At 40.0% G+C, this 25,890-nt stretch carries 25 protein-coding genes and 1 pseudogene; 20 read left to right on the top strand and 6 right to left on the bottom strand.

Annotated features, from left to right (window positions below):
- Positions 1-225: 225 nt before the first annotated feature.
- The 4 genes from nrdI to C6347_RS05515 all read left to right on the top strand — a co-directional run bounded on the left by nrdI (position 226) and on the right by C6347_RS05515 (position 4,380).
- Positions 226-618, top strand: coding sequence for a class Ib ribonucleoside-diphosphate reductase assembly flavoprotein NrdI (gene nrdI, locus C6347_RS05530; RefSeq protein ID WP_008360380.1), 393 nt, complete (start codon positions 226-228; stop codon positions 616-618).
- Complete coding sequence (gene nrdE, locus C6347_RS05525; protein WP_066030874.1) at positions 578-2,680, top strand: class 1b ribonucleoside-diphosphate reductase subunit alpha; 2,103 nt, start codon at positions 578-580, stop codon at positions 2,678-2,680. The genes nrdI and nrdE overlap by 41 nt, the downstream gene beginning before the upstream one ends.
- Before the next feature lie 17 nt (positions 2,681-2,697).
- Complete coding sequence (gene nrdF, locus C6347_RS05520) at positions 2,698-3,678, top strand: class 1b ribonucleoside-diphosphate reductase subunit beta (protein ID WP_024424085.1); 981 nt, start codon at positions 2,698-2,700, stop codon at positions 3,676-3,678.
- 84 nt (positions 3,679-3,762) lie between these two features.
- Positions 3,763-4,380 carry a hypothetical protein gene (locus tag C6347_RS05515; RefSeq protein WP_066030873.1) on the top strand — a complete coding sequence of 206 codons (618 nt, stop codon included), beginning with the start codon at positions 3,763-3,765 and terminating at the stop codon, positions 4,378-4,380.
- Positions 4,381-4,446: 66 nt separating this feature from the next.
- Here the strand turns inward: C6347_RS05515 and C6347_RS05510 are convergent, their stop codons facing one another.
- Positions 4,447-5,205, bottom strand: coding sequence for an N-acetylmuramoyl-L-alanine amidase (locus C6347_RS05510; protein ID WP_106047822.1), 759 nt, complete (start codon positions 5,203-5,205; stop codon positions 4,447-4,449).
- A gap of 320 nt (positions 5,206-5,525) precedes the next feature.
- Between C6347_RS05510 and spoVK the strand changes: the two genes are divergently transcribed.
- The 9 genes from spoVK (at position 5,526) to C6347_RS05465 (ending at position 15,267) form a co-directional block, all read left to right on the top strand.
- Positions 5,526-6,485: a stage V sporulation protein K gene (gene spoVK / locus C6347_RS05505; protein ID WP_034662129.1), complete on the top strand. Its 960-nt coding sequence runs from the start codon at positions 5,526-5,528 to the stop codon at positions 6,483-6,485.
- Positions 6,486-6,606: 121 nt separating this feature from the next.
- Positions 6,607-7,869, top strand: a complete 1,263-nt coding sequence (gene hflX / locus C6347_RS05500) for a GTPase HflX (protein WP_106061490.1) — start codon at positions 6,607-6,609, stop codon at positions 7,867-7,869.
- A gap of 18 nt (positions 7,870-7,887) precedes the next feature.
- Positions 7,888-9,168: a methionine gamma-lyase family protein gene (locus C6347_RS05495; RefSeq protein ID WP_060596370.1), complete on the top strand. Its 1,281-nt coding sequence runs from the start codon at positions 7,888-7,890 to the stop codon at positions 9,166-9,168.
- Positions 9,169-9,259: 91 nt separating this feature from the next.
- Entirely contained in the window at positions 9,260-9,670 is a 411-nt protein-coding gene (locus C6347_RS05490) for a MerR family transcriptional regulator (protein WP_060596372.1), read from the top strand.
- A 59-nt stretch (positions 9,671-9,729) separates the two neighbouring features.
- The gene (gene glnA / locus C6347_RS05485; protein WP_060596374.1) at positions 9,730-11,064 is read left to right on the top strand and encodes a type I glutamate--ammonia ligase; all 1,335 of its coding nucleotides are present in this window, start codon (positions 9,730-9,732) and stop codon (positions 11,062-11,064) included.
- 453 nt (positions 11,065-11,517) lie between these two features.
- On the top strand, positions 11,518-12,609 hold the full coding sequence (locus tag C6347_RS05475; RefSeq protein WP_106061489.1) for a Rap family tetratricopeptide repeat protein: 1,092 nt from the start codon (positions 11,518-11,520) through the stop codon (positions 12,607-12,609).
- Between the two features lie 2 nt (positions 12,610-12,611).
- Complete coding sequence (locus C6347_RS19400) at positions 12,612-12,746, top strand: hypothetical protein (RefSeq protein WP_258182056.1); 135 nt, start codon at positions 12,612-12,614, stop codon at positions 12,744-12,746.
- Between the two features lie 125 nt (positions 12,747-12,871).
- Positions 12,872-14,794, top strand: a complete 1,923-nt coding sequence (locus C6347_RS05470) for a T7SS effector LXG polymorphic toxin (RefSeq protein WP_066030868.1) — start codon at positions 12,872-12,874, stop codon at positions 14,792-14,794.
- Positions 14,794-15,267, top strand: a complete 474-nt coding sequence (locus tag C6347_RS05465; protein ID WP_060596377.1) for an antitoxin YezG family protein — start codon at positions 14,794-14,796, stop codon at positions 15,265-15,267. Before C6347_RS05470 ends, C6347_RS05465 begins: the two co-directional genes overlap by 1 nt.
- A 271-nt stretch (positions 15,268-15,538) precedes the next feature.
- On the opposite strand, the gene C6347_RS05460 is transcribed toward C6347_RS05465, so the two are convergent.
- Positions 15,539-16,000, bottom strand: a complete 462-nt coding sequence (locus C6347_RS05460) for a macro domain-containing protein (protein ID WP_106071502.1) — start codon at positions 15,998-16,000, stop codon at positions 15,539-15,541.
- Positions 16,001-16,207: 207 nt separating this feature from the next.
- On the opposite strand from C6347_RS05460, the gene C6347_RS05455 reads away from it, so the two are divergent.
- Complete coding sequence (locus C6347_RS05455; protein ID WP_106071501.1) at positions 16,208-16,750, top strand: GNAT family N-acetyltransferase; 543 nt, start codon at positions 16,208-16,210, stop codon at positions 16,748-16,750.
- 141 nt (positions 16,751-16,891) lie between these two features.
- Positions 16,892-17,473 carry an undecaprenyl-diphosphatase gene (locus C6347_RS05450; RefSeq protein ID WP_066030866.1) on the top strand — a complete coding sequence of 194 codons (582 nt, stop codon included), beginning with the start codon at positions 16,892-16,894 and terminating at the stop codon, positions 17,471-17,473.
- A 52-nt stretch (positions 17,474-17,525) separates the two neighbouring features.
- Here the strand turns inward: C6347_RS05450 and C6347_RS05445 are convergent, their stop codons facing one another.
- Both C6347_RS05445 and C6347_RS05435 read right to left on the bottom strand, forming a co-directional pair.
- The gene (locus tag C6347_RS05445; RefSeq protein WP_034660752.1) at positions 17,526-17,897 is read right to left on the bottom strand and encodes an iron chaperone; all 372 of its coding nucleotides are present in this window, start codon (positions 17,895-17,897) and stop codon (positions 17,526-17,528) included.
- Positions 17,898-18,392: 495 nt separating this feature from the next.
- Positions 18,393-18,638, bottom strand: a complete 246-nt coding sequence (locus C6347_RS05435) for a hypothetical protein (RefSeq protein ID WP_034660753.1) — start codon at positions 18,636-18,638, stop codon at positions 18,393-18,395.
- Positions 18,639-19,078: 440 nt separating this feature from the next.
- On the opposite strand from C6347_RS05435, the gene C6347_RS05430 reads away from it, so the two are divergent.
- The 5 genes and pseudogenes from C6347_RS05430 (at position 19,079) to C6347_RS05410 (ending at position 23,163) form a co-directional block, all read left to right on the top strand.
- Complete coding sequence (locus C6347_RS05430; RefSeq protein WP_060596385.1) at positions 19,079-19,732, top strand: CotZ-related putative spore coat protein; 654 nt, start codon at positions 19,079-19,081, stop codon at positions 19,730-19,732.
- A gap of 74 nt (positions 19,733-19,806) precedes the next feature.
- A pseudogene (locus C6347_RS05425) lies at positions 19,807-20,152 on the top strand (DUF3992 domain-containing protein).
- Positions 20,153-20,196: 44 nt separating this feature from the next.
- The gene (locus C6347_RS05420; protein ID WP_106071500.1) at positions 20,197-21,099 is read left to right on the top strand and encodes a BclA C-terminal domain-containing protein; all 903 of its coding nucleotides are present in this window, start codon (positions 20,197-20,199) and stop codon (positions 21,097-21,099) included.
- A 253-nt stretch (positions 21,100-21,352) separates the two neighbouring features.
- Positions 21,353-22,465 carry a response regulator aspartate phosphatase gene (locus C6347_RS05415; protein WP_060596408.1) on the top strand — a complete coding sequence of 371 codons (1,113 nt, stop codon included), beginning with the start codon at positions 21,353-21,355 and terminating at the stop codon, positions 22,463-22,465.
- Positions 22,466-22,926: 461 nt separating this feature from the next.
- Complete coding sequence (locus C6347_RS05410; protein ID WP_060596409.1) at positions 22,927-23,163, top strand: hypothetical protein; 237 nt, start codon at positions 22,927-22,929, stop codon at positions 23,161-23,163.
- 27 nt (positions 23,164-23,190) lie between these two features.
- Here the strand turns inward: C6347_RS05410 and C6347_RS05405 are convergent, their stop codons facing one another.
- Positions 23,191-23,886, bottom strand: a complete 696-nt coding sequence (locus C6347_RS05405; protein WP_106030930.1) for a YoaK family protein — start codon at positions 23,884-23,886, stop codon at positions 23,191-23,193.
- 34 nt (positions 23,887-23,920) lie between these two features.
- Positions 23,921-25,786: a DNA ligase D gene (locus tag C6347_RS05400; RefSeq protein ID WP_106061551.1), complete on the bottom strand. Its 1,866-nt coding sequence runs from the start codon at positions 25,784-25,786 to the stop codon at positions 23,921-23,923.
- Positions 25,787-25,890: the final 104 nt, after the last annotated feature.

Below are 25,890 nucleotides of genomic sequence, written 5' to 3'. Positions count from 1 at the left end.
ATGATAGATTTCGGTTTCAGTTGAATAGGGAGTAGAGCAGTCTATTTTTAGATCCTGTTCTGCTCTATTTATTTGAACGTACGAGTTCGGCTATGAATGTTCGGCCGGGTTGGTTGATTTTTTTCGTTTCGAACATCTATATGTTGTGTTTTGAAAAAACATAGTATACTATATATAGTGAATAACGAAATGATCAACAATACTAAAAACTAGGTCGTGATGGAATTGATTCAAATCGTATTTGATTCAAAAACAGGAAATGTTCAACGCTTTTTGGACAAGACCCCTTTTACAGACAAACGAAAATTGACTGGAGAAGAGTTTTTGGATACGCCGTTTATTCTCGTCACCTTTACGACAGGATTTGGACAAGTCCCTAGTACCACTCAGTCCTTTTTAGAGAAAAATGCTCACCTTTTACTAGGTGTAGCGGTGAGTGGAAACAAAGTGTGGGGAGATAATTTTGCCAAAAGCGCCGATACGATTTCTAAACAATATCAAGTTCCTATTTTGCACACCTTTGAACTAAGCGGAACAAAAAGGGATGTTGAATTGTTTACACAGGAGGTAGAAAGAATTGTCACAAAATCAGGTTCCAAAGTGGATACAATTAAATAACGAGATTATGATTCAAAAAGAAGGAAAGTTTCAGTTTGATAAGGACAAAGAAGCTGTACATAGTTATTTCGTAGATTATATTAATCAAAACACGGTCTTCTTTCACAACTTAGAAGAGAAGATTGATTACTTAATAGAAAACGACTACTATGAGGAAGAATTTTTAAGACAATACAGCATGGCAGATATTAAAGAAGTATTCGAAGCTGCATATGCGAAGAAATTTAGATTCCCATCATTCATGAGTGCGTTTAAGTTTTACAACGACTATGCGCTGAAAACAAATGATAAAAAGAAAATCCTTGAACGCTATGAAGACCGCATTTCAGTTGTAGCGCTTTTCTTTGCGGGCGGGGATAAAGAAAAAGCACTTGAGTTTGTAGAACTGATGATCAATCAGGAGTACCAGCCAAGTACACCAACATTCTTAAACGCTGGACGTAAAAGACGCGGTGAGCTTGTGAGCTGTTTCTTGCTTGAAGTGAATGACTCATTAAACGATATTTCAAGAGCGATTGATATTTCAATGCAGCTTTCAAAACTAGGCGGCGGCGTCAGTTTGAACCTGTCAAAACTTCGTGCAAAAGGCGAAGCAATCAAAGATGTTGAAAACGCGACAAAAGGTGTCGTCGGCGTGATGAAGCTTCTTGATAATGCATTCAGATATGCAGATCAAATGGGACAAAGACAAGGATCAGGCAGTGCCTACCTCAATATTTTCCACAGAGATATCAATGATTTTTTAGATACAAAAAAAATCTCTGCTGATGAAGATGTTCGTGTGAAAACATTGTCCATCGGTGTTGTCATCCCGGACAAATTTATCGAGCTGGCAAGAGAAGATAAAACAGCTTACACCTTCTATCCACACACAGTCTATAAAGAATATGGACAGCATCTTGATGAGATGGACATGGAAGAAATGTATGATGAGCTTGTAGAAAACCCGGAAATCAAAAAAGAAAAAGTCAATCCGAGAAAGCTTCTTGAAAAATTGGCTGTTCTTCGCTCAGAATCAGGCTATCCATATATCATGTTCCAAGATAATGTGAATAGAGAGCATGCATTAAACCATATTTCACGAGTGAAATTCTCAAACCTTTGCTCAGAAGTGCTTCAGGCTTCAGAGGTCTCTTCTTACACGGACTATGACCAAGAAGATGAAATTGGTCTTGATATTTCTTGTAATCTTGGTTCATTAAATATCATGAATGTCATGAAAAACAAATCGATCGAAAAAACGGTCAAACTTGCAACAGACTCACTAACACTTGTGTCTGAAACAACAGACATTCGCAATGCACCGGCTGTTCGAAAAGCGAACAAGGCGATGAAATCAATCGGACTTGGCGCGATGAACCTTCACGGGTATTTGGCTCAAAACCAAATTGCCTATGAAAGTGAAGAAGCAAGAGATTTCGCGAATACGTTCTTTATGATGGTGAACTATTATTCAATTAAACGCTCAAGTGAGCTTGCAAAAGAAAAAGGAGAAACATTCCATCGTTATGAAGGCTCTGGCTATGCAACGGGTGAGTACTTCAATAAATACGTGGAGAATGATTTCACACCAAAAACAGAAAAAGCAGCAGCACTATTTGAAGGCATGCACATTCCAACAAAAGAAGACTGGGCAGCACTCAAAGACTTTGTAGCGGAAAATGGCATGTACCATAGCTACCGCTTATGTATTGCACCAACAGGTTCCATTTCTTATGTGCAATCGGCCACGGCCTCTGTTATGCCAATTATGGAACGTATCGAAGAAAGAACATACGGCAACAGCAAAACCTATTACCCGATGCCAGGTCTTTCAGCGCAGAACTGGTTCTTCTATAAAGAAGCGTACGATATGGACATGTTTAAAGTGGTCGATATGATCGCAACGATTCAGCAGCACGTCGATCAAGGAATCAGCTTTACACTATTCCTGAAAGATACGATGACAACGCGTGACTTAAACCGCATCGATCTGTATGCACACCATAAAGGCATTAAGACACTTTATTACGCAAGAACGAAGGATACAGGGCAGGAAGGCTGTCTTTCTTGTGTTGTTTGATTAAAGGAGAGTTTAACGTGACAAAAATTTATGATGCAGCCAACTGGTCAAAACACGAAGACGATTTTACACAAATGTTTTACAACCAAAATGTGAAGCAGTTCTGGCTTCCTGAAGAGATTTCCTTAAACGGGGATCTCTTAACATGGAAATATTTAGGTGAAAAAGAGCGAGATACGTACATGAAGGTACTTGCTGGCCTGACTTTACTTGATACAGAACAAGGAAATACAGGGATGCCGATTGTGGCTGAACATGTAGACGGCCATCAGCGTAAAGCGGTATTAAACTTTATGGCGATGATGGAAAATGCGGTACATGCGAAATCATACTCAAATATCTTCATGACACTCGCACCAACTGAAACGATCAGTGAAGTGTTTGAATGGGTCAAGAAAAATAAATTCTTGCAAAAGAAAGCAGATATGATTGTCAGTTTATACCGTTCGATTCAAAAGGACGATCCGATTTCCCTCTTTAAAGCAATGGTTGCTTCTGTTTATTTAGAAAGCTTCCTATTTTACAGTGGTTTTTACTACCCGCTTTATTTCTATGGACAAGGAAAGCTCATGCAAAGTGGTGAAATCATCAACTTGATTTTGCGTGATGAAGCGATTCATGGTGTATACGTTGGATTATTAGCACAAGAAATTTACAACAAACAAACACCTGACGTGCAAAAAGAGCTATACGATTTCTCAATTGACCTCTTGAACGAGCTTTATGAAAATGAACTTCATTACACGGAAGATATATATGACCAAGTCAATTTATCGCATGATGTGAAAAAGTTCATTCGTTACAATGCCAATAAAGCGTTAATGAACCTTGGATTTGCCCCTTACTTTGAAGAAGAAGAGATCAATCCAATTGTATTGAACGGACTCAATACAAAAACAAAATCGCATGACTTCTTCTCAATGAAAGGGAACGGCTACAAAAAAGCGACGGTTGAGCCGTTAAAAGATGACGACTTCTTCTTTGGAGATGAATCATAAGTAAGGCGTAAAAGTCAAAACGCATCACTCGTTTTGGCTTTTTGCCATTTCATACAATGCGTTACATACTGGAGGTTACCGAACATGGGAAAAATGGATGAAATCATACTAGTTGCACCGCGCGCACGCGTGTTCCAAAACGAAACGCTTGCGTTTAATGGTGTGAATAGTGAAGAGAAAACAATCAACACCATTATGAAAGAAATCGAAGAGCACTTCAAGCAGATGCGCAGAGGCGATGCGGAAGAAAATCCTGACTTCAAGCAGCCGATTCCTTATGTCGTGATTAAGCGTGAGGACGAAGTGTATGTATATGAAAGGCTTCAAGGCGGGGGAGAGACTCGATTGCATCATAAGTTATCTCTTGGCTTTGGTGGTCACATGAATTTTATCGAAGGAAAAAACTTTGCTGAAATTCTAAAAGAAAATACGGATCGTGAACTAGACGAGGAACTTTCTATTCAAGAAGAAGACAAACTTGAGATGAAAACCCTTGGATTAATTAATGATGATGACAACAGTGTTGGCCGTGTGCACATTGGCCTGTTATCAGCGCTTGAATTATCTTCAGGTGCTCATGTAGAAGTGAAAGAAACAGATCAAATCTCAGGAAAATGGATGAAAGCATCCGATTTGAAAAAGCCCGAATACTTCGATCGACTTGAAACATGGTCTCAATTTGTCGTGAACATTTTAGCATAAAAGAATCAATCATAAACCGGCTCAGCAGCAGACTTGAGCCGGTTTATTTCGTTATAACAGCTTCAGTTATTGGAAAACGAATGCGTCGTGACCGGCCTGTTTCAATCTTGCGACGAGGTCATCCGCATTTTGCTTTGTACGAAAAGCTCCTGCTTGCACTCGGAACATACCGCCCTCTAATACAACGAAGGCGTCAAAGCCTTTTGATTTCAGCGTGGCTGCTAATTCATCTGCATTGGCTTTCACCTTGAAAGCTCCAGCCTGTACTTTATAAAGATTACCTGCTTTTTTTTTCAGCTGAAAGGCTTTCTCTAATCCAGTGGCATGAGCGCGAGCGATGCCTTGAAGGAAGGTCGCATTGCGGAGCTTATTTGCATCAGCTGTCGTATCGATGAAACCATTCTCTGTTAAAATAGCGGGCATAGAAGTTTCTCGAAGAACGTGGAAGTTCGCTGTTTTCTTGCCGCGGTTGGCAAAATCCACCGAGCGAACAATTTCATCATGAAGGGCATTGCGATACGTGGTGGTCGGTGCTGAAACGCCAGGATACACAAAGCTTTCAAAACCTGTGCCCCCGCCTGCATTAACATGAATAGACACGAAATAGTCAGCTCCCCAGCTGTTTGCCGCATTTGTACGCTGGGACAAAGTGACGGATTGGTCAATTGAACGACTTAAGCGGACGGAAACCCCATCATATTCACTAATCATGATATCTCTCAGTAAAAGTGCGATTTGAAGTGTGATGTTTTTCTCCAAAAGTCCATTAGCAGCAGCTCCAGAATCTGTTCCTCCGTGGCCAGGATCAATAAAAATCTTCACCATCTATTCATCACCTCGTCTTTATTTTATGAGAAAATAGAAGAATTGCCTGTACAAAATGCGGAAATCATTGAGACTCTTTTCTGCATAATTTGTGATGAGAAAGCTACATTTTTCTAAGAAAAAGTAAATTGTTGGTTTGTCCGCCTAAATTGGATGAATACAATGGAAATAGCACATCATTTCCTGGGAAACCGCAGAAATCCCTACAATATTCGGTATCTCGGGTCATTTTGACAGCAAACTTGGGCTTAAGCGGGCGATTGTCACGATTACAGCTCCACCCGAATAGAATAAAGAGAGAAGAGCGAGAGGTGAATACGTTGGAGCGAGCTGTCACATATAAAAACAACGGCCAAATCAATATTATACTTAACGGACAAAAGCAAGTATTGGTTGATGCAGATTCAGAGGCAGAATACCTAGAAGCCTTACAGAAAAATGAGGCAAAACACAGCATCTTACGGGAAATAGAGCGTGAAATGAACAGCCTTGTTGGTATGGATGAAATGAAACGAAACATAAAAGAGATTTATGCTTGGATCTTTGTCAATCAAAAAAGGCAGGAACAAGGGTTAAAGGTAGGCAAACAAGCGCTTCATATGATGTTCAAAGGGAATCCAGGCACAGGGAAAACAACGGTTGCAAGGCTTGTCGGGAAGCTTTTCTTTGAAATGAATGTCCTCTCAAAGGGGCACTTAATTGAAGCGGAACGCGGAGATCTTGTCGGAGAGTACATTGGTCATACTGCGCAAAAAACAAGGGAGTTAATTAAAAAATCACTAGGCGGCATTTTGTTCATCGACGAAGCCTATTCTCTTGCCCGCGGAGGCGAAAAGGATTTTGGGAAAGAAGCGATTGATACCCTAGTAAAACATATGGAGGACAAACAGCACGAATTCATTCTCATTCTTGCTGGCTACTCCAAGGAAATGGATCATTTTCTATCATTAAACCCCGGCCTGCAATCAAGATTTCCAATCAATATCAGCTTTCCTGATTATACAGTCGATCAGCTCATGGACATTGCCAAACGAATGATGGCTGACAGAGAATATATATTTACGCAAGAAGCTGAATGGAAGCTGCGAGATTATTTAATGCACATTAAAAGCACCACAAGCCCTGCAAAATTCAGTAACGGCCGGTTTGTGCGAAACACGATTGAAAAGGCCATTCGAACTCAAGCCATGAGACTTCTGCTTGTGGATCATTATGATAAAAAAGATTTGCTCACCATTAAAAGTCACGATCTGCAAATGAAAGAGGATACGCCTACTTAAAATGGCGTATCCTTTTTATAAAGAGATACTAAAATAAACCATCCGAATAGTGGTATACGTGTGATGTGTTTGGTATGATGGTACTACTGAAAACTTAAGTACAGAAAGGAAACAACTGACGTTGAATGAACATGAAATGACAGAAAAAGCGATCCTTGTCGGCTGTCAATTGCCGCATGTCACGGATGAACGCTTTCAATACTCAATGGAAGAATTAGCTTCCTTAACCAAAACGGCTGGCGGTGAAGCTGTCAGCGTAATGACGCAGAAGAGAAATAGACAAGACAGCGCAACATATATCGGTAAAGGCAAAGTAGAAGAGCTTGAAGTGCTTTGCGAGGAATTCGAATGTGATGTCATTATTTTTAATGACGAACTGTCTCCAAGTCAGCTAAAAGCTTTGGCAACTGCCTTAGATGTGAAAATTATTGATCGTACACAATTGATTTTAGACATCTTTGCAAAAAGGGCTCGTACAAGAGAGGGGAAGCTGCAAATAGAGCTTGCCCAGCTTCAGTATGCCTTGCCGAGACTAAGCGGACAAGGGATCAGCCTCTCAAGACAAGGAGGCGGAATTGGCGCAAGAGGTCCAGGTGAAACAAAACTTGAAACAGATAGACGCCATATTCGAAACCGCATTCACGAAATTAACGGGCAATTATCTACAGTCAAAGAACACCGTACAAGATACCGGGAACGCCGGAAGAAAAATGGGGTGTTCCAAATTGCCATTGTCGGATATACGAATGCTGGAAAATCTACTTTGTTTAATCAATTAACAGAAGCAGATAGTCATGAAGAGGATCTGCTGTTTGCGACGCTTGATCCAATGACACGTAAGATGACATTAGCATCTGGCTACAGTGTGCTGATTTCAGATACTGTTGGCTTTATCCAGGACCTTCCAACAACACTGATAGCGGCATTTCGTTCCACTCTTGAAGAAGTGAAGGAAGCTGATTATTTGCTTCACGTCATCGATTCTTCTAATGAGGATTACGAAGGTCACGAACGGACGGTTCATGAGCTTTTAGAGGAATTAGAAGCAGATCGTATTCCAATGCTGACGGTTTATAACAAAGAAGATCGAATCAGACCGGATTTCATCCCATCTTCAAAGCATCGTCATCTGTTAATCAGTGCGAGACGCGAAGAAGATGTGAAGCGGTTAAAAGCGGATATCATGGCTGAACTGAAAAAAACCTTTTTAAAGCCATATCATGTGAAGATTCCAGCGTATGAAGGAAAGCTCATCTCCGCATTAAAATCAGAAACGCTCGTGGAATCACTAGAATTTCAAAAAGAAGCAGAACTTTATGACATCACCGGGTTTAGTGGTGAGGAGCAGACCATATTAGGTCAAATCAAGAAGTATATGTTGTAAGAAAGGAATTAAATCAAGATGTTTCATACATTAAAACACGGCAGTATTTTAGAAAAAGTAGCAGCAGAAACAGAACAAGACATTTTACACGTGCATCAGCAAATTGATCAAAAGAGCGAACAAAATGAGTGGCGGGTGCTTGAAAGCTACCGAAAGCATAAAGTCAGTGACTCTCACTTTAACCCGACAACTGGATATGGCTACGATGATATGGGAAGAGACACGTTAGAAAAGATCTACGCGGATGTCTTCGGAGGAGAAAGCGGCCTTGTGCGTCCGCAGATCATTTCCGGCACACATGCGATTTCCATTGCGTTATTTGGTGTGCTGAGACCTGGCGATGAATTGATCTATATGACAGGAAAACCATACGATACGCTAGAAGAAATTGTAGGGATTCGCGGCAAAGAAGGGACAGGCTCATTAAAAGATTTCCAGATTGATTACAAGGCCATTGATTTAAGGCTAGATGGATCAGTCGATTATGACAAAGTAAAAGAGTCGATCTCCTCGAAAACAAAAGTCATCGGCATTCAGCGTTCGAAAGGCTATGCTTCAAGACCCTCCTTTACAATAGAAGAAATCGAGCAAATGATCTCATTTGTAAAAGAGATCAATGAAGAAATCATTGTGTTTGTGGACAACTGTTATGGTGAATTTACTGAATTACAAGAACCATGTCATGTGGGAGCGGATCTTATGGCAGGTTCTCTCATTAAAAACCCAGGCGGCGGCCTTGCCAAAACAGGCGGCTACATCGTTGGAAAAGAAAAATGGGTAGAAGCTTGCTCTTATCGAATGACATCTCCGGGCATCGGCAGTGAAGCGGGTGCATCGCTGTATGCGCTCCAGGAAATGTATCAAGGATTTTTCTTAGCACCGCATGTTGTGGCGCAAAGCTTAAAGGGCGCAGTGTTCACGGCTCGTTTTCTTGAGAAGCTCGGGTTCCAAACGAACCCAGCGTGGAATGCGAAAAGAACGGATTTGATTCAATCAGTCGAATTTGGCGATCCTAACAAAATGATTGCGTTCTGCCAGGCGATTCAATATGCATCTCCGATCAACAGTCACGTCACACCGCATGCGAGCTATATGCCGGGCTACGAGGATGATGTCATCATGGCAGCGGGCACCTTCGTCCAAGGAGCTAGCATCGAATTGTCAGCCGATGGACCGATCAGACCGCCTTATACAGCCTACGTTCAAGGCGGACTCACGTATGCCCATGTGAAAAATGCGATTTGCAGTGCTGTAGATGCCTTATTGGAACAAGGTTTTATCGACATACCTGCTCAATAAAAAAACCCATGTTAATATTCCTAACATAGTGTTGACACATAATATAACATGACATATAATAAATTTAAGCAAAGAGGAGGAGACAGTTGAGATGAGTGATAACATTCGCCGCTCAATGCCTTTATTCCCAATTGGGATTGTCATGCAGCTAACAGAATTATCTGCAAGGCAAATTCGCTATTATGAGGAAAATGGATTAGTATTTCCAGCAAGAAGTGATGGGAATCGCCGATTATTTTCTTTCCATGATGTTGATAAATTACTAGAAATTAAAAACCTCATCGAACAAGGTGTAAACATGGCAGGAATCAAAAAACTTTTTGCCAAAGCTGAGGCAGAACATCCAGCGTCTAATACAAAGGCCGAGGAGAAAACCACAGCCAAGCACAACTTGACAGATGATGAACTCAGGAAGCTACTGAAGAAAGAACTCATTCAGGCTGGACGTTTCCAACAAGGAACGACCTTTAGGCAGGGGGATATGTCAAGGTTCTTCCGTTAACCAATTAGCAAAAGCATTGCTATACAATTTTACCTTTTGTAGGGGAGGAGTTTTACGAAATGGCAAAATACACAAGAGAAGATATCGTAAAATTAGTAAATGAGGAAAACGTAAAGTACATTCGTCTGCAATTTACAGACATTCTCGGAACGATTAAAAATGTTGAAATTCCTGTGAGCCAGTTAGAAAAAGCTCTCGATAACAAATGTATGTTTGACGGTTCATCTATTGAAGGCTTCGTACGTATTGAAGAATCAGATATGTATCTATACCCAGATCTCAACACATTTGTTATTTTCCCTTGGACAGCAGAAAAAGGTAAAGTTGCACGCTTTATTTGTGACATTTACAAGCCGGACGGGACGCCATTTGATGGAGACCCACGTAATAACTTAAAGCGTGTCTTAAAGGAAATGGAAGAACTAGGATTTAGTGATTTCAACCTTGGACCTGAGCCAGAATTCTTCTTATTTAAATTAGATGAAAAAGGCGAGCCAACGCTTGAACTAAACGATAAAGGTGGATACTTTGACCTTGCACCAACAGATCTAGGCGAAAACTGCCGCCGTGATATCGTGCTTGAGCTTGAAGAAATGGGCTTTGAAATTGAAGCGTCTCACCATGAAGTAGCACCTGGACAGCATGAAATTGATTTCAAATATGCAGGCGCCATCCGTTCTTGTGATGACATTCAAACGTTCAAACTCGTTGTCAAAACGATTGCGAGAAAGCACGGTCTTCATGCGACATTCATGCCAAAACCATTGTTCGGTGTAAACGGTTCTGGTATGCACTGTAACCTATCATTATTCAAAAATGGCAAAAACGCATTCTTTGATGAAAAAGCAGATTTACAATTAAGCGAGACTGCTAGACACTTTATCGCAGGTATCGTCAAGCACGCAACAAGCTTCACAGCGGTCACAAACCCAACGGTTAACTCTTACAAGCGTCTTGTACCTGGTTATGAAGCACCTTGCTACGTTGCATGGAGTGCACAAAACCGCAGTCCATTGATCCGTATCCCTGCATCACGCGGCATTAGCACACGTGTAGAAGTGCGCAGCGTTGACCCATCTGCAAACCCATACCTTGCACTAAGCGTATTACTTGCAGCAGGTCTTGACGGAATCAAAAATAAACTAGACGCACCAGCACCAATCGACAGAAACATTTATGTCATGGACAAAGAAGAGCGCCTTGAAAACGGCATCTCTGACCTGCCTGCAACACTTGCAGAAGCACTTGAGTTGCTCAAATCAAACGAAGTCATGATCAACGCACTAGGCGATCACCTATTCGAACACTTCATCGAATCAAAAGAAATCGAATGGGATATGTTCCGCACCCAAGTACACCCATGGGAACGCGATCAGTATATGTCTCAGTATTAATAAATAAAACCCCTTGGAGCCATTGGCTTCAGGGGTTTTTATTTTGGTCAAATTATATTCAGAAAAGAAGAAAACGATGTGTAAACCTATGTTTAAAAAGAGAATTAGTGTTCCTAAAGAAACTGTTTTAAAGTTGTTTCTACGCCACCAACTTCAATATCACTTCTAAGCAATTCTTTATGTTTTGAAGCAGCAACTTGCGCTTCTTTTTGTACTAAATTCACCTTTAGAAAGCTCTGTTACTTCTTGTGTTACAGGATCCATATGTTTAATTCTGTACTGCCATGTCGTTCCTCTTTTAATGCACTCTACATAAAACATACCTTTTATAGATAAGTATTTTTGCATTTTGCGGGATACCGAAAACTTTTAAAATGAACACTTCGACTTTACATATGTTGTAAATTCCATGTTAAAATTATACAAAGGAAATGATAGCAAGGGGGTAATGGGATGTCAGGTTTGATCTCCTCTGTAGATGTAGCAAACACTCTCAACAAATGGTATTTACATATTAAAAAGAGGGAAGTTTCACAAGCAGTAGAGTTGAGGGATGAGATTCAAGAAATGTTAGGCGAAATGGAAGAAAATCAAGATGTTTTACTCTATTTCAATATTCTTGATTATAGATTTAAGGTACTGATGGAAGATTTAGTGGGGCAACCAACAATAACAGAAAGTGAAAGAGTCAAAACAGATGACATGCTAAGGTTTTACTTTTATCTTTTCAAAGGTATGTACGAGAGTGCAAAGAATAATTATTCAGAAGCTCTAGTCCTATTTAGAGTGGCTGAGAGACAATTGGACAAGGTACATGATGAAATTGAAAAGGCTGAGTTCCATTATAAAATTGGCACACTCTACTATTTCAATAAGGTCACGCTCCTTTCTCACCATCATCTACAAACAGCAAAGGACATCTACAAAGGTCATGAAGGCTACAGCATACAGACCATAAACTGTAATATGTTGCTGGCATTAAATTTGATTGATGATGGTAGACTAGACAAAGCTGAAAGAATGCTTTTGGAGTGTGTTGATAGACTGATTGAAAAGAATGATAAGAGATTATTAGCGTTGGCTTATTATGATTTAGGATTTCTCAAAATTCAGGATGACCACCATATAGAAGCAATAGAATATTTCAACAAAGCAATTTCCGCAGATGATCTAAAACAGTCAGCTCCTGTTTCATACTTACAATGTGCGTATGAATTTGCAAGATCAAGCCATAAATCAAATCAAGTGGATAAGGCAATAAGTTGGGTTGCTGAGGGGAAATCCTTTTCTAAAGATCAGCAGAACACAAACTTTATTTTGAAATTCAATATCCTTGAGAAATGTTATACAACACCACAGGAAAGCTATGAAGATATCAAGAAAGGGCTATGTCTTTTGGAAGAAAGGAAAGCATATGTTGATATAGAGGCTTTAGCTCCTGATGTTGCATCCATTTATAAGAAGTTAAATCTTTATGAAGAAAGTAACTACTTCTTGGAATTGGCCTTAAAATCTTGTACGCTTATAGGAAAGGAGGTCATATGATCATGAAAAAAATAATGATGATGATTACTACTGCTTTGCTATTAGGTACAATTCTTGGAATACCTGTTGGACAACAAACTCAAGCAGATGCTAAAAATGAGGTAGTGTTGCTTTTCTCAAGAGGTGCAGGATCATAAAAGCGTAGGATTTTAATCCACCACTACGGAGGATAATTGGTTTAAAAACGATAAAGTGGATTAAAGTGTCAGGCTCCTTATGGTATTCTAGTAAAAGAATATTCCATAAAAGGAGTCTTTTTTATATGAAAATATTAGATGCTCCATCTTTACTATCAGCTGTCGAACAGAGGTCAAAGGCCTATCATGAGCTTCAAGAAGAAATGAAACTTGTGAAAAAAGCATTAAAAAGTGTATCGGGATTAGGTGACGAGTTTACTGGAAAAGGTGCAGATAATATCAAAGCTTTTTATAATGATCTTGCACTATACACGGACACTTATCTTGATTTTCTCGATATGCAAAAGGCTTTTTTAGATGGAGTGAAAGGAAAGCTTGATGATGAATCATTAGGCGGGAGTACATTTATTGATGAGCACTTCTTAGACGCTCAATTGAAGCAAGGCATTCAGAACAATCAAGATATGGTCAAGGAACAAAAAGAAGCTCTTACGGCAATTTTTGACGATATTAGTGATTTGATTGAATTGCAGACATTTTCCAGTAAAAAAGTAGACGAGCACTTAGATGATGCGAACAAAAAAAGAAAAGATGCAATTGAGGCTATACATACATTAGATCATGCCCTAAAAACAGAATACGCAAAATCAGAAGCGATTGAGAAACATCTTGCAACTTTTTATACAAAAATGATGGCTGCTACAGGAAAAGGAAAGAACGCTCAGCCCATGTATTATGATGCAAAAGCATTTCATGAGACAGATGTGTACAAGAATCATGATAAAATCGATGCTCAGGTGAAAGCGTATTTAAAAGTGAAAAAAGAAGAAAAAGAGAAACGAAGAATCAAAGAATTGAAAGAAAAGCTCAATGATCCTTCGTGTATATCAGTAGAGAAATACTTTGAGATTGTAGACGAAATTGGATATGAAAATCTTTCTTACGATCAAAAAATGTATTACAGCCAGCTGCTCCAAATCAAAGCGCAGGAAGAAGCATCAGAGGTATTTGTTGATAGTGTAAAAGGTGCTGCAGTTGGTCTATATGATGTGGCAAAAGATACAGTTGTTGGCATCTACGATCTTGTAACAGACCCTGGAGGTGCCGTTGAATCAGTCGTAACGGCTGTTTCTCACCCAATTGAAACATCGAAAGCGATTGGAAAATCAATTTCAGACTCATTCCAAAAAGAAGTCATAGATGGTGATGCGTATTCTCGGTCACACTGGTTTGCCTATGCGACTGGTTCTTTAGCAGAAATCGTCTTTGGTTCTAAAGGGGCAGGAGCCATTACAAAAACAGGGACAACAGCGGCCAAAACTACGGTGAAGAAAGGGCTTGAACAAGGAGTAAAATCATTAGATAATGTCTCCATTCCGAATCTATTGCCATACTCACCAAAGTTCCAAATAGCTGGTGGAGGGAAACTACCGTATAACGTTTTTGACGGGGAGAATATCAAAAATAAACTCCTTTCCATGGCAAAGCGTCTAGACAACAACTCAGGATACGGCATCTCTCAGACAGGTAGACGCTTACCAGCACCAAAATCACCGCCAACCGTTGTAAGTTACGGAGATCACTATGTAAGGTGGAAACGCAAAAAAGTATTAAAACCAAATGTCGTTTATTCAACAAAGCAAGGGTACACCTACACAACCGACCACTACGGAAGGATTGTCAAAGTCGAAGCAAGTGATTTAAAATACGGAGAGATCAAAAGAAACCAATACGCTCAATCCAATTCAGGAAAGCCTGACAGATTACTAGATGATGATGGTGGGCATTTAATTGCTTCAATTTTTAAAGGATCTGGAGATATTGATAATCTTGTGCCGATGAATGGGAATTTAAACAAAGGTGAGTGGAAAAAGCTTGAAAATACTTGGGCTGATGCTCTTCAAAATGGTGATGAAGTTAAAGTGAAGATTACACCTAACTATAAAGCGGATTCTCTACGCCCAGAAACTTTTGATATTAAATATAAAATCGGTGATGATGAATGGGAAATCAAAAGGTTCGACAATGTGTATGGAGGTAAAAAGTAATGAATGAAGAAAAAATAGAACATTTGTATAAAGAGATAGTTGATGTTGTAGTGGGAACAATACCAATTGAATGGGGAAAGGTGTATTTATATGGTGAGGTAGTTGAAGGTTCTCAAACTGTTTACTTTTATTTTTCATCTAAAGAAAATGAGGGTAAACTGGTATATAGTCATGAGATCACTGAACTTTTTGAAGTGAGTGAACATGAATACAAAGAAAGATGGCATCAATTAGTTGACTGTATCCAAGAACTTAAGAGAGAGTTTGAACAAAATGGTCAAGAACCTTGGACAAACTTCACAATGATATTTGATGAAACGGGGCATTTTAATATAGAATTTAATTATGATGACCTTTTGAATACAAACCCTCATGAAAGAAAAACTATTTGGAAATATAATCATCTAGGTATTATACCTAAAAGTAATTCTGGTAAAAAACATTTAGAAAAATACTTCTCTACATTGGAGTAACTTTTAGAGATGTTATAAAATTCGTTTTGATAGATTAAAGAAATAAAGACTAGAGAACATATTGAGAGCATCATTCCAAGCAGAAATGGTGCTCTTATTCAATAATGCCCCCTATTAATCAATAACAAAACAGACACACTTAGCAACAAAATAAAAATCAATACATATGGAATCAACTGTGTATTGATTAGCATGTCAAAGAAACCGATTCACGAAAGCAAAAATATCGAAAAACACAATATTCTTTTCTAATTAAATCTTTCTTTTCACTTTATCGAAACCAATAAACCGTCACTTCACAATCACTCAATACCTCTTCAATCATGTCTTCCACAATCGTCCAATCGCCGCCCGCCAGTCCGCAGCCGATCCCGTAAGGAATGGCGATGGAAGTTCGGTTTTTCTCTTCATGTGAATGGGTTACTGTGTCTTTTAGGCTTTGTAAGCAGCTGCGTAGGGCGTCGTAATCAGTTTGCATTCTTTTTCTTCCGTATCCAGTTTGAGCAAATAAGTTGGCAATTGTTTTTCCGTCATTAGTTGTGATGAGTTGAACGGAGCTTAACAAGTCATCTCCTTGTTCTGTACATAATTGTTTATACTTTTTGTATACATTGGGGTATTTGCTTTTGATTTGTTTGGCTAATCCAGCGCCCATGACCCCTTTACAGTTCACCTGGTGACAGATGATGTCTTCACTTGCCTCTAAAATGTTACCATCCACTGTTTTGATCATATCAAGTAACCCCTTTTTAATAAAATAAATAGAAACTTATGTTCTATTTTATCAGTTTTGATCAAATTATTTAATAGCAAAAATGCTTTTTATGAGTTTCGTTTATTTGAAGACACTTCACAACAACTTGATTGTCAAAGCTGGTGCATGTCATCTAAAATATGGAGAGACTAGAAAACACGAAATGATGACAAAGAGGAGTCATTTATGAATCAATTAGAAACGAATCGTTTAATTCTTAGACCGTTTTGCGATGAAGATGCGGCAGGGATGCTGGAGTACTTGTCCAATCCAAGAGTAAATTGTTTTCTTAGTGATCGAATTTTTTCATTAGAAGAAGCTGTGGCTAAAGTGCAAAAGAGAAAAGAAGATCATTCATATGTAGCGGTTTGTTTAAAAGAAAGTCAACAAATTATCGGTGAGTTGTTTCATTTAAAAGAGGAGCCTGATACGTATTCAATCGGCTGGAATTTCAATGCAGCATATGAAGGAAAGGGGTATGCACGTGAGAGTGCTGAAGCATTCTTGACCTATTTATTTGTAGAAAAGGGAGCAAGGCGGCTTTATGCCTATGTAGAAGATGATAATGTCCGTTCACAGGCATTATGTGAGCGATTAGGCATGCGGAAAGAAGGCCTTTTTCTTGAGTTTATTTCATTTACTACTTATGAGGACGGCACCCCTAAATATGAAAACACGTATCAATATGCTTTGCTAAAAAAGGAATGGGAGCAGCATCACTCTCTATAGAGCACTCAGTGAATGATGTGCAGGTGACAGCAAAGTGACAAACATGTCATATGATTCCATGGTTTGTTCGTTCGATCGATGGAGCGGTCATCTCATTTCAATTATCCTTGTCATAAATCGAGGAAAAAGGGATGAAATGAGATGCAGGGATATAATGAAGATTTATTTAGGTGGGTGAATCAGCTCAGTATCGATCATGGTTACTTGAATCCGTTATTCATTGGACTAGCTGAATATACAGTGCTGTTAGCAGCGCTCATGTGTCTGTTCATATGGTTTCAAAATCGGAGCAGAACCAATAGGCGGGTGGTCGTATCTGCCGGATTTACTTTCATATTGGCAGAGTTAATTGGCAAAATTGCAGGAATTTTTTATTCCAACCAGCAGCCCTTTGCCGAAATGAGTCATGTCAATCTTTTGATTCAAAAGGAAGTAAATAACTCTTTTCCGAGTGATCATACCATCTTTATTTTTTCTGTTTGTCTGATCTTTTGGCTTTTTCACAAACGCCATGTTTATTGGCTGATCATTGCGTGCGCCGTTGGTTTTTCAAGGATTTGGGTAGGTGTCCATTATCCATTTGATGTCTTAGCAGGTGCTGTCATAGCGTGTTTAACAGCGGTCGCTGTTGTATATTTGCCGATATGCCAAAGGAGCGTTAATACCATTTTGTCATGTTATGAGTGGCTTGAGCAGAAAGTTGTAAGGAAGAGAACAAAATAACATGTTGCAGCAAAATACCCCGATCTGTTAATGGCTCAGATCAGGGTGCTTTTTATTTTCGCCAAAACGTTGAACAATCCGCTTTGTCTTCGATATTAAATTCGATGATTTTTTTTAGGAGAGGATAATCAACTGGCAAGCTTTCCTTCATGCGAAACATCTTTTTTCCATGATCGTAACCCGCTTGTACAATGTCAGCTGAAAAGTGATCGATTCCTTTACCTTCTGGTGCGACAGAAATGTGATGTTTTGCTACGCTAAACCCAATAATAAATGTGCCGTGGTCTGTGAACATGGGCTGATTCCAAGCAATTCTTGGCTCTAATTGAGGGAATGTGTCTAAAATCCATTGTAAAATGTCTTGTGTGCGCTGCTTCAGCTTTGGATTACCGATATTGCTTACATATTCTTCAAACACATGCATGATGTTTTATCCTCCAATTCCATCGACCTCATACGTCTCAGACGGGATTCGAACCCGGTAAGCATAGGTTAGGGGCAACACGCTTCCCTACGGAATTTCACCTGTCTCAGTGTGCTTTTTGATGCTTCTGAAACCCTTACCTTGCGGCCCGCCAGCTATAATTCGTTTTACAGTGCTCTAGCCTTCTAGAGCTGCTGAGGCGCGGAAGTTATTAATCTTATTATATATAGTAAAATGTTAATAGGGTTATTGTAAAGAAAAACCTATGTATAAAGAGATTAGGGAGATTAAACCAAAATATGCTCCATTATTAACTATTACAAGGTATATAATGAAATCGGTATGAGTGAAAGATTGTATACACGTTTAAAAGCAAAGACTTTCCTAGACCTGGATTATGCTCTCAATGAGGTTTAATTTAAAGCACCCGTTTAGAGGAGTTTGACTTTGAAGTAAAAAACGACCCCAAAATTGGAAGTCGTTTTGTAAATATTTTTATTTTGAAACAAAGCATTTTCCATTAGATAATACTTCGCATTTTACAAGGAAATAACTGTTACTACTTGTCCAAACTTGAGTGTAACTTACCCCATTTTGTTTAATTAATACGTAATCCCACTGATCAGGATAAGCATCTCTGACCCACTCTAACGGAGCAGCACTTGCAGTATTCATAGAAAATAACATTGTTGCAGAAAAGGCGATAGATAATACAGCTTTTTTTAATGTTGATTTTTTCAAACAAAACAACTCCTTAATTTGAATTAACCTATTATTTGTAAATAAGTTAATTCAATAGTATCAAAGAGAAAAAGCATTTTGTGTCGAATTTTGTAAAAATACCTTAAATTTACCTATTTATATAAGGTGATAATTTTCACAATGTATGAATAAACCTTTTAACACTTTAAAAGGTGTATTGATTTGTTTTTTTATTTGCGTATAACTGGCGTCGTTTTTTGCGGAGCATGACGTAATATCGTATTATGCGATAGATTAATTGAATAGCTTTTAAAAGTGACTTTTCGTTCGGTAAATTTTGCGATTAGTTCCATGGGTTCTCTTTCTGCCGCTGATCTTTACGCGAATCGCACAAAATAGTCAAGGGCACATATGATAAAAGACCATATGGATTTGTATACAGCATTGAATTGGGCTGATAGAAAGTGACAAACCTGTTGATGAGTAAACTGAAAGAGATAATCAATCAAACAAAAAATGAAGGCTTTACTCACAAACGTTCAATGAGTTCTCCTTTTTTGCTCATCATGGAAAATGGGGAACCTTTCTACTCCTGGGTGTTCGTTGAAAGAAGTGTGTTTAAGACTTGCTATTTTTCTTTGATTTCCATCAATGAAGAACAGAATTGTGTGGTATTAGAGCTCCTTGTTCCATGCTGCATGAGGTCGACTTGCTGTCAGAAAGTCTTGTATCGATCCAGTTCAAAGATCCTTGTTGATCTTTCTTTTTTATGCGGAATGATTGAAGCAGAGCTGCCAGTATATGATGCGCTCATTTTAAAGAACATAGAACCTCACCACCTCCTTCTTGATTTTTCAACATCTCCCAGTTCGGTTGAAATCTGGCGTAATGGAACAAGATTACTAAATACAGCAACAGTGGTTTTGCATCATCATGATGATCAAGAAGTGCCAGTTTCTATCACCATTCAAACAAAAAAAGCATGTCATGACATATGTGTCCAAAAAGGAGAAAGTCGATCGATTACTGTAAAAGATATGATGTTGATTTTAAAGAAACAAGCCACTGAAAACGTGCAAGCGCGCTTAGACATTCAATTAAACATGGTACAAAGGAAAAAAATAAGGCTTTGAGTCTGGGATAATCGCACAATCTTCATAGATCACTAGATCATAGTCTATCAAGAATAGGTTGAAGGAGGGTTAAAATGGCTATTTTAGGCGGGTGTAGTAATGAGCGAACAGGCTTTGTGAATGATGCGGTATGCTTCACAGTCGATTTAGCAGCAGCAGCGGATCCAGTTGTCGTCTGGACGGATGGAACACCATTTGTCATAAAACGGGACCATTATGGTGGAAAACAACGGAATCGTGGCTGTAGCACCAACTGTGACATTAGAGGTCAACGGTGCGGCTGTTCCAGATTTCACTGTACCTCCAGGAGAGAGTCGATCCATTACGCTCAGCGATCTTAACTCCATTGGGATTGTAGCTACTGGCGGGACCTCGACTGGAAGTATTGTCGTTTCTTTTTCTCTCAATTATCAGTATTAGTGTGTATGTCTTAAAGATTCCACAGTTTGAAAGAAGTGAGAGGCATGTGCGCCCAACTTAATATGTGTGGAGGAATAACAGGTCCAACGGGAGCAACCGGCCCGACCGGAGTAACCGGAACAACAGGATCAACAGGCCTGACCGGAGTAACCGGAACAACAGGATCAACAGGCCTGACCGGAGTAACCGGAACAACAGGATCAACAGGCCCGACCGGAGTAACGGGTCCAACAGGATCAACCGGCCCGACCGGAGTAACGGGTCCAACAGGATCAACCGGCCCAACAGGATCAACGGGAGCAACCGGCCCGACCGGAGTAACGGGTCCAACAGGATCAACCGGCCCAACAGGATCAACGGGAGCAACCGGCCCGACCGGAGTAACCGGAGTAACGGGAGTAACGGGTTCAACAGGATCAACCGGCCGGACCGGAGTAACAGGTCCAACGGGAATAACCGGAATAACGGGTCCAACCGGAGTAACGGGAACAACAGGATCAACGGGCCCAACAGGAGTAACAGGTCCAACCGGCACAATTGTGACCGCTAACTCAATGTACGCGTCCAATACGTCGGGAAGTACAGTGCTTGTTGTCATAGGCGGGACAGCGGTTTCCTTGCCTAATAATCAGAGCTTAGATGGTTTTACGGCAAGTGGTGGAAATACGATTTTTACAGTGCCTGTCTCAGGTCGCTATTTCATCACATATCAAGTGAACACAAGTGTAGCGCTGCTTGCCGGAACAAGGATCATTAACAGCGGATCTGCCATTCCTGGTTCTATATTAACACCCGCTTTATCGGCATCTACCTACAACGTATCACTCATTACAACACTTGCAGCAGGTAACCAGATTTCTCTCCAAATTTTCGGTTTAGTCGCAACAATAGTGTTACTTGGGGGAGGATCGGTTGGAGCGGCACTCACCATCATACGATTGGAATAAGGAAAAAAAGCCCAAAAAGGGCTTTTTTCATTTCATCACGAGATGATTGGGTACTTTAAAACCGAAAAAAGGTGAAATATTTACGCAAACATCATTGACTAGAAGAAAGAAACGCATTTTCAATGGAAACGGTTATTGAAGATTCAAGTGATTCATATTAAAATGATCTCAAATGGACAATTAGCAATTGCTAATAGAAGTTCCATATTTAGTGAAATCATGTGATGCAGCTGAAAGTGATTGGGGGTGTAGAATGAGCAAGATTCCTGTTGCGGAATTGGCATCATTATTAAATGACTGGAACATGGAAATCAAAAAAGATCATGCAGATGAGGCAGAACGGTTATTTGCTAAAGCGAAACAAGCGGTAGAGGAAATTGACGATGCGGACATCCTTATGTACTATTCTCTTCTTGAGAAGAGGCATCACATTCTCATGTACAATTTAAGAGGGCAAAAGGGCAGTGTTTCAACGAGAAGTATAGAAGGTCATCACGGAAAAAAAGAGGATGACTTGTCTAACCGACTTGCCTACTATTTTGATTTTTATGAGGGTGTGTATGAGCAGCATCAAGGAAATTACGAGGTTGCATTGCAAATGTATCAAAGTGCTGAAAAGCTCTTAGATAAAATTCCAAGTGAGATCGAACGTGCTGATTTCGATTTTAAGGTGGCCTGGCTTTACTACCGGCTTAGTCATATCATGCTCTCATTAAGCTATATCCGCAGAGCACTTCACGTCTATAAACGGCACAAGCATTATGAAAGAAGAACGGCACTTTCATACTCTCTCATTGCGGCGAATCAAACAGAGATCGGCCGGTATGAAGAGGCGCTTGAAAATTATCGTCTGGCGGAAGAGGTTTTGACAAGCGAGCAGGATGACTTTATGCTGGCTCAGCTCCATCACAATGTAGCCATTTTATATTCATTTTGGAACAAACCGAAAGAATCAATACGTCATCTTGAAAAAGCACTGTCCCATCAAGAATATTATGAGTCGGATTTCTTTTTCCATTCTACGTATCTGATCAGCCGGGAACTCTGTGTGATTGGTGAAAAGCAGCGTGCAAGCCAATATATAGAGGCTGCGTATGCCAGAATAAAAGATGCTTCTCATGAAGTGTTTCAGCTGAAAATAGGCATCGTCCATGACCTTTACTTAACGAATGCACCACAAAGATTTCAGCAAATTGATGAGAAATTAAGAAAGTTAGAAGAGAAGAATGAATATCATGAAGTAAAAGAGCTTTCACATTTTGCTGCTAAGTATTGTGAAAAGCAAGCACTTTATGAGCAGTCTGTTTTTTACTTGAACAAAAGTTTAGAAGCGGATTTACATATGAAAAGAATGGGGTTGATTTAAGATGAAAACAGGTTTAAAAGTATTATTCGTTGTAGGTTTAGCGATCGCTGCGTCAGTTCTGACTCAAAACGTTGCGGGTTCTTTCGAAGTAGCAGAAAAAATCATTGGTGGTTAATCCACCATTTATCTCTCGCCCTTGTTGATCATCGTCAGCAAGGGTTTTTTGTATGTTGTTAATAGGCTCTTCTTATTAAACGCTACAAGAACGTTTAATAAGAAGAATTCGCAACAAAGGGGGTGTGCAAATTTGTTACCTGCCCCATTATTCTAAATAAACATAGGGCAGCGCAACAAGTTAAAAAGGTCACCTTTCTTTGCTTAATTTAATTTTTTGCAGGACTTTTCATTCACATTTTATCAAATTGGTCTATTGTACATAGAAGTAAAAGAAAAAGTCGGAACACCGCTCCATTTGTCATGCATATGATGTGATGAGTTGTTAGACGAAAGCAGGTGATTGTATGTATCCACGAGTTTATGGAGGTTTTCATGGAGGCGGTTTTAGCGGTGGGGGAGCACATATCGGATCGGTTGGTTCTCATATCGGCTTTGGCGGGTATTATGTGAGCCCTGGTGTGTTTTCTGGTTTAGGCGGTTTCCCTGGATACGGTGGATTCGGGACATTTTCTGGATATCCGTATGGCTCCACGTTCATTATGGGGCGTCCTCCTGGTTTTTATGTGAGAAGTTATGAGTGAACGTTGAAATAGCCATCTAACGATTGACTATTTCAATTGGTGAAAATGCTTCAATGCAGCAGTGATCACAATCACCCCAAGGATAGAGATAGGCAGCCAAATGATGATAAACGGATCGTACGCATCTGTGTATGCCGCTAAAGCGGCACCTAGGCAGTAAAAGACAATAGAGCCTATTCGCATGAAACTGACATGCTGAATAGGAGCTTTTCTTTTTTCCCGGTGTGAAATGCGCTGAGCCAAATCTTCAAATAGGTTAGCGAGTGTACTCGTTAGAACCGTTGTGGAAATGCCAGCCACATTTAATTTGCGGGCGGCCGCTGTCTGGAGACCCATGGCCATACTTAAAAGGATAATCAGCATAAAATAAGCACCTTGTGTATAAGGGAATATGGTCATGAGAGCAAATAGAAGTAGTATCATGACTTCTATGATAAAGATACGTGTAACGGCTTTTGGCCAAAATGTTTTCTCATGCTTTCCGCCTATCACAACAGCAAGTAAAACCCCTAGAACGAATCCACTCAGTGCAGTGATGGAATGAAGGGCTGTTAGCTGCAAGGAGCTTCCTGCTGCAATGCCAAGCAGCACAATATTACCTGTCATATTGGCTGTAAACACATGCCCTAGGCTCAAATAGCCAATCACATCCACAATTCCTGCGGAAAGGCACAAGAAGATTAGTGCTATATTTCGAAATGAATGTGCGGTCAAAATGGTCATCCCTTTCTTACTCTCTAATGAATAAGTGTAACGCTTAATGACCGCGTATGTCCATCTTATGTGCCGGTATGATGTCTTCAAGCCGATGTAAGACTTGTCTGAAAGTGTCATCATTTACAAGATGCCTCATGCGGCGGAATGGATCGCCTTTTTCCTTTAGACGCTCTATAACAACTGGCATGGTAAACAAAGAAGGATGAAGTCCATCTTGATGGAGTTCGTCCCATTCAAGCGGTGTCGCTACAAGTCCAAGCTCATTTCCTCTTGGTGAATAGGGCGCGATGATTGTTTTTCCAGCATCGTGCTGAATATAGTCTAAATACAAGCGATTGCCGCGTTTTTTCTTAAGGCGTTCTAAAGTAAATAGCTCAGGAGCTTGTTCACATAAAAATTGACATATAAACGCGGTGAATGATCTCGTTTCTTCGTATGTGAAGGCATTTTTCTTTAATGGAATATACACTTGCAGTCCTTTACCGCCGCTTGTTTTAATAAAGGCTGTGAGAAAGAGACCGTCTAAAAGCGCTTTGATTCGCTTGGCAGCCTCTATGGCTAGATGAAACTCGTTAACAGATGGCGGGTCTAAATCAAAGACGATTTCGGTCGGCCGGTCCGTATCCCTTGTTTCAAAAGGAATATGAAATTCCATCGCCAGCTGGTTACCGAGCCAAAGAAGCGTCTGCGGGTCATTACAGACCGTGTAAGCAATATCATCAACTTGATCGGTCAACACAAAATCTGGTGCATAATCAGGTGTCGACTTTTGATAAAAGAATTCATCCCCAGCGCCATGAGGGAACCGAATTAAAGTAAGTCGTCTTTCACGTAAAAAGGGCAAGAGATAGGGAGCCGCTTGTCTCAAATAAAGTAAGTAATCTGCCTTGTTCAGATGAAGAGCCGGCACAATCGGTTTTTCAGGATGAGTGACCTCAATCACGGCAGGGAGCGGATACAGCTGTTTGAGCATTTGCTGAAACGTACATGCTGCTGGGTCAGTATCTAGTAAAAAGGAAGAAAAACGCGGCTCTCTTAAGGCGGATCCATCAAAGGATATACAAGCAATACTGGCGACGATAGAAGGAGGGATTTCATATCCTGATGCTCCTTTTAGCTGGCCTTTAGTTTGAAAGAGTGTACGTAGCGTTTGTTCTTCTTCTTTAGAAAACCCATGCTTGAATTGGACAACCTCGGTGAGATGATGATCTTGATAAATACAGCCTTGGAAATAGCCATTTTCTTTATCAAAACGAGTCACAATGACAGAGACATAGCGCCAGTTTTTGACTTTCAGCCATTCTTTTGACCGGGTATTGTCGTGCCATTTACTCGTCTTTTTTTTCGCAACGAGTCCTTCTGCTAAATACGTCGTCATCAGCTTTTTCATATATTCATGATTTGTGTCTGTATGAATAAGTTGAAGAAGGGAAGGGTGCTCCAACTGAACAGTTGGCGGAAGTTTTGCTTCTTGGAAAACTTGCTGTAACTGTTTTTTCCTATCCATCAACGGTAAATCAACAAGGGATCTCCCTGTGCATCTTAATAGATCAAATGCAATCAAATGACATGGAAACCGCTCAGCCTGCAGCTTTATAGCCTCTTTGTTTTTCAGCCTGCCTCTTTGCTGAACCCTCGCAAAATCGCTTTGCTGTTCATCCAGTAAAAAGACCAATTCCCCATCAAACGTAAGTGGTAAAAAAGGAGCAAACTGGTCCCTTAATTGTTCGCACTGTTCAATAACCTCAGGAAACTGTTCGTTTAATCGTTTTCCGGCTCTACTTTCTAAATGAATCTCGTTTTCCTCCCACATCAGGATGGTCCGAAAGCCATCATATTTTAATTCATACACCCAGTCTGAACCGGTAGGAATATCATGTGCCGCCGTTAATCGCATAGGTTTCATTGTCATGTCACTTCCTCATATGATGTGTTCTTAGAGTGGGATGAAATTTTCATTCGCATACATAAGTCTAACGAAAACATTACATAGTAAGGAGAAAAGAACGG

The organism is Bacillus sp. NMTD17, assembly GCF_002998735.1.
In the GTDB taxonomy this organism is placed as follows: Bacteria; Bacillota; Bacilli; order Bacillales; family Bacillaceae; genus Bacillus.
This window is presented reverse-complemented; position numbering and strand designations above follow the sequence as displayed.

What these genes read in the sequence shown, in the direction of transcription:
- C6347_RS05515 (WP_066030873.1), top strand. Translation starts at nt 3,763, where the DNA reads ATGGGAAAAATGGATGAAATCATACTAGTTGCACCGCGCGCACGCGTG.
- C6347_RS05510 (WP_106047822.1), bottom strand. Translation starts at nt 5,205, where the DNA reads ATGGTGAAGATTTTTATTGATCCTGGCCACGGAGGAACAGATTCTGGA.
- C6347_RS05495 (WP_060596370.1), top strand. Translation starts at nt 7,888, where the DNA reads ATGTTTCATACATTAAAACACGGCAGTATTTTAGAAAAAGTAGCAGCA.
- C6347_RS05490 (WP_060596372.1), top strand. Translation starts at nt 9,260, where the DNA reads ATGAGTGATAACATTCGCCGCTCAATGCCTTTATTCCCAATTGGGATT.
- glnA (WP_060596374.1), top strand. Translation starts at nt 9,730, where the DNA reads ATGGCAAAATACACAAGAGAAGATATCGTAAAATTAGTAAATGAGGAA.
- C6347_RS05475 (WP_106061489.1), top strand. Translation starts at nt 11,518, where the DNA reads ATGTCAGGTTTGATCTCCTCTGTAGATGTAGCAAACACTCTCAACAAA.
- C6347_RS19400 (WP_258182056.1), top strand. Translation starts at nt 12,612, where the DNA reads ATGAAAAAAATAATGATGATGATTACTACTGCTTTGCTATTAGGTACA.
- C6347_RS05470 (WP_066030868.1), top strand. Translation starts at nt 12,872, where the DNA reads ATGAAAATATTAGATGCTCCATCTTTACTATCAGCTGTCGAACAGAGG.
- C6347_RS05465 (WP_060596377.1), top strand. Translation starts at nt 14,794, where the DNA reads ATGAATGAAGAAAAAATAGAACATTTGTATAAAGAGATAGTTGATGTT.
- C6347_RS05460 (WP_106071502.1), bottom strand. Translation starts at nt 16,000, where the DNA reads ATGATCAAAACAGTGGATGGTAACATTTTAGAGGCAAGTGAAGACATC.
- C6347_RS05455 (WP_106071501.1), top strand. Translation starts at nt 16,208, where the DNA reads ATGAATCAATTAGAAACGAATCGTTTAATTCTTAGACCGTTTTGCGAT.
- C6347_RS05450 (WP_066030866.1), top strand. Translation starts at nt 16,892, where the DNA reads ATGCAGGGATATAATGAAGATTTATTTAGGTGGGTGAATCAGCTCAGT.
- C6347_RS05445 (WP_034660752.1), bottom strand. Translation starts at nt 17,897, where the DNA reads ATGCATGTGTTTGAAGAATATGTAAGCAATATCGGTAATCCAAAGCTG.
- C6347_RS05430 (WP_060596385.1), top strand. Translation starts at nt 19,079, where the DNA reads ATGAGTAAACTGAAAGAGATAATCAATCAAACAAAAAATGAAGGCTTT.
- C6347_RS05420 (WP_106071500.1), top strand. Translation starts at nt 20,197, where the DNA reads ATGTGCGCCCAACTTAATATGTGTGGAGGAATAACAGGTCCAACGGGA.
- C6347_RS05415 (WP_060596408.1), top strand. Translation starts at nt 21,353, where the DNA reads ATGAGCAAGATTCCTGTTGCGGAATTGGCATCATTATTAAATGACTGG.
- C6347_RS05410 (WP_060596409.1), top strand. Translation starts at nt 22,927, where the DNA reads ATGTATCCACGAGTTTATGGAGGTTTTCATGGAGGCGGTTTTAGCGGT.
- C6347_RS05405 (WP_106030930.1), bottom strand. Translation starts at nt 23,886, where the DNA reads ATGACCATTTTGACCGCACATTCATTTCGAAATATAGCACTAATCTTC.
- C6347_RS05400 (WP_106061551.1), bottom strand. Translation starts at nt 25,786, where the DNA reads ATGAAACCTATGCGATTAACGGCGGCACATGATATTCCTACCGGTTCA.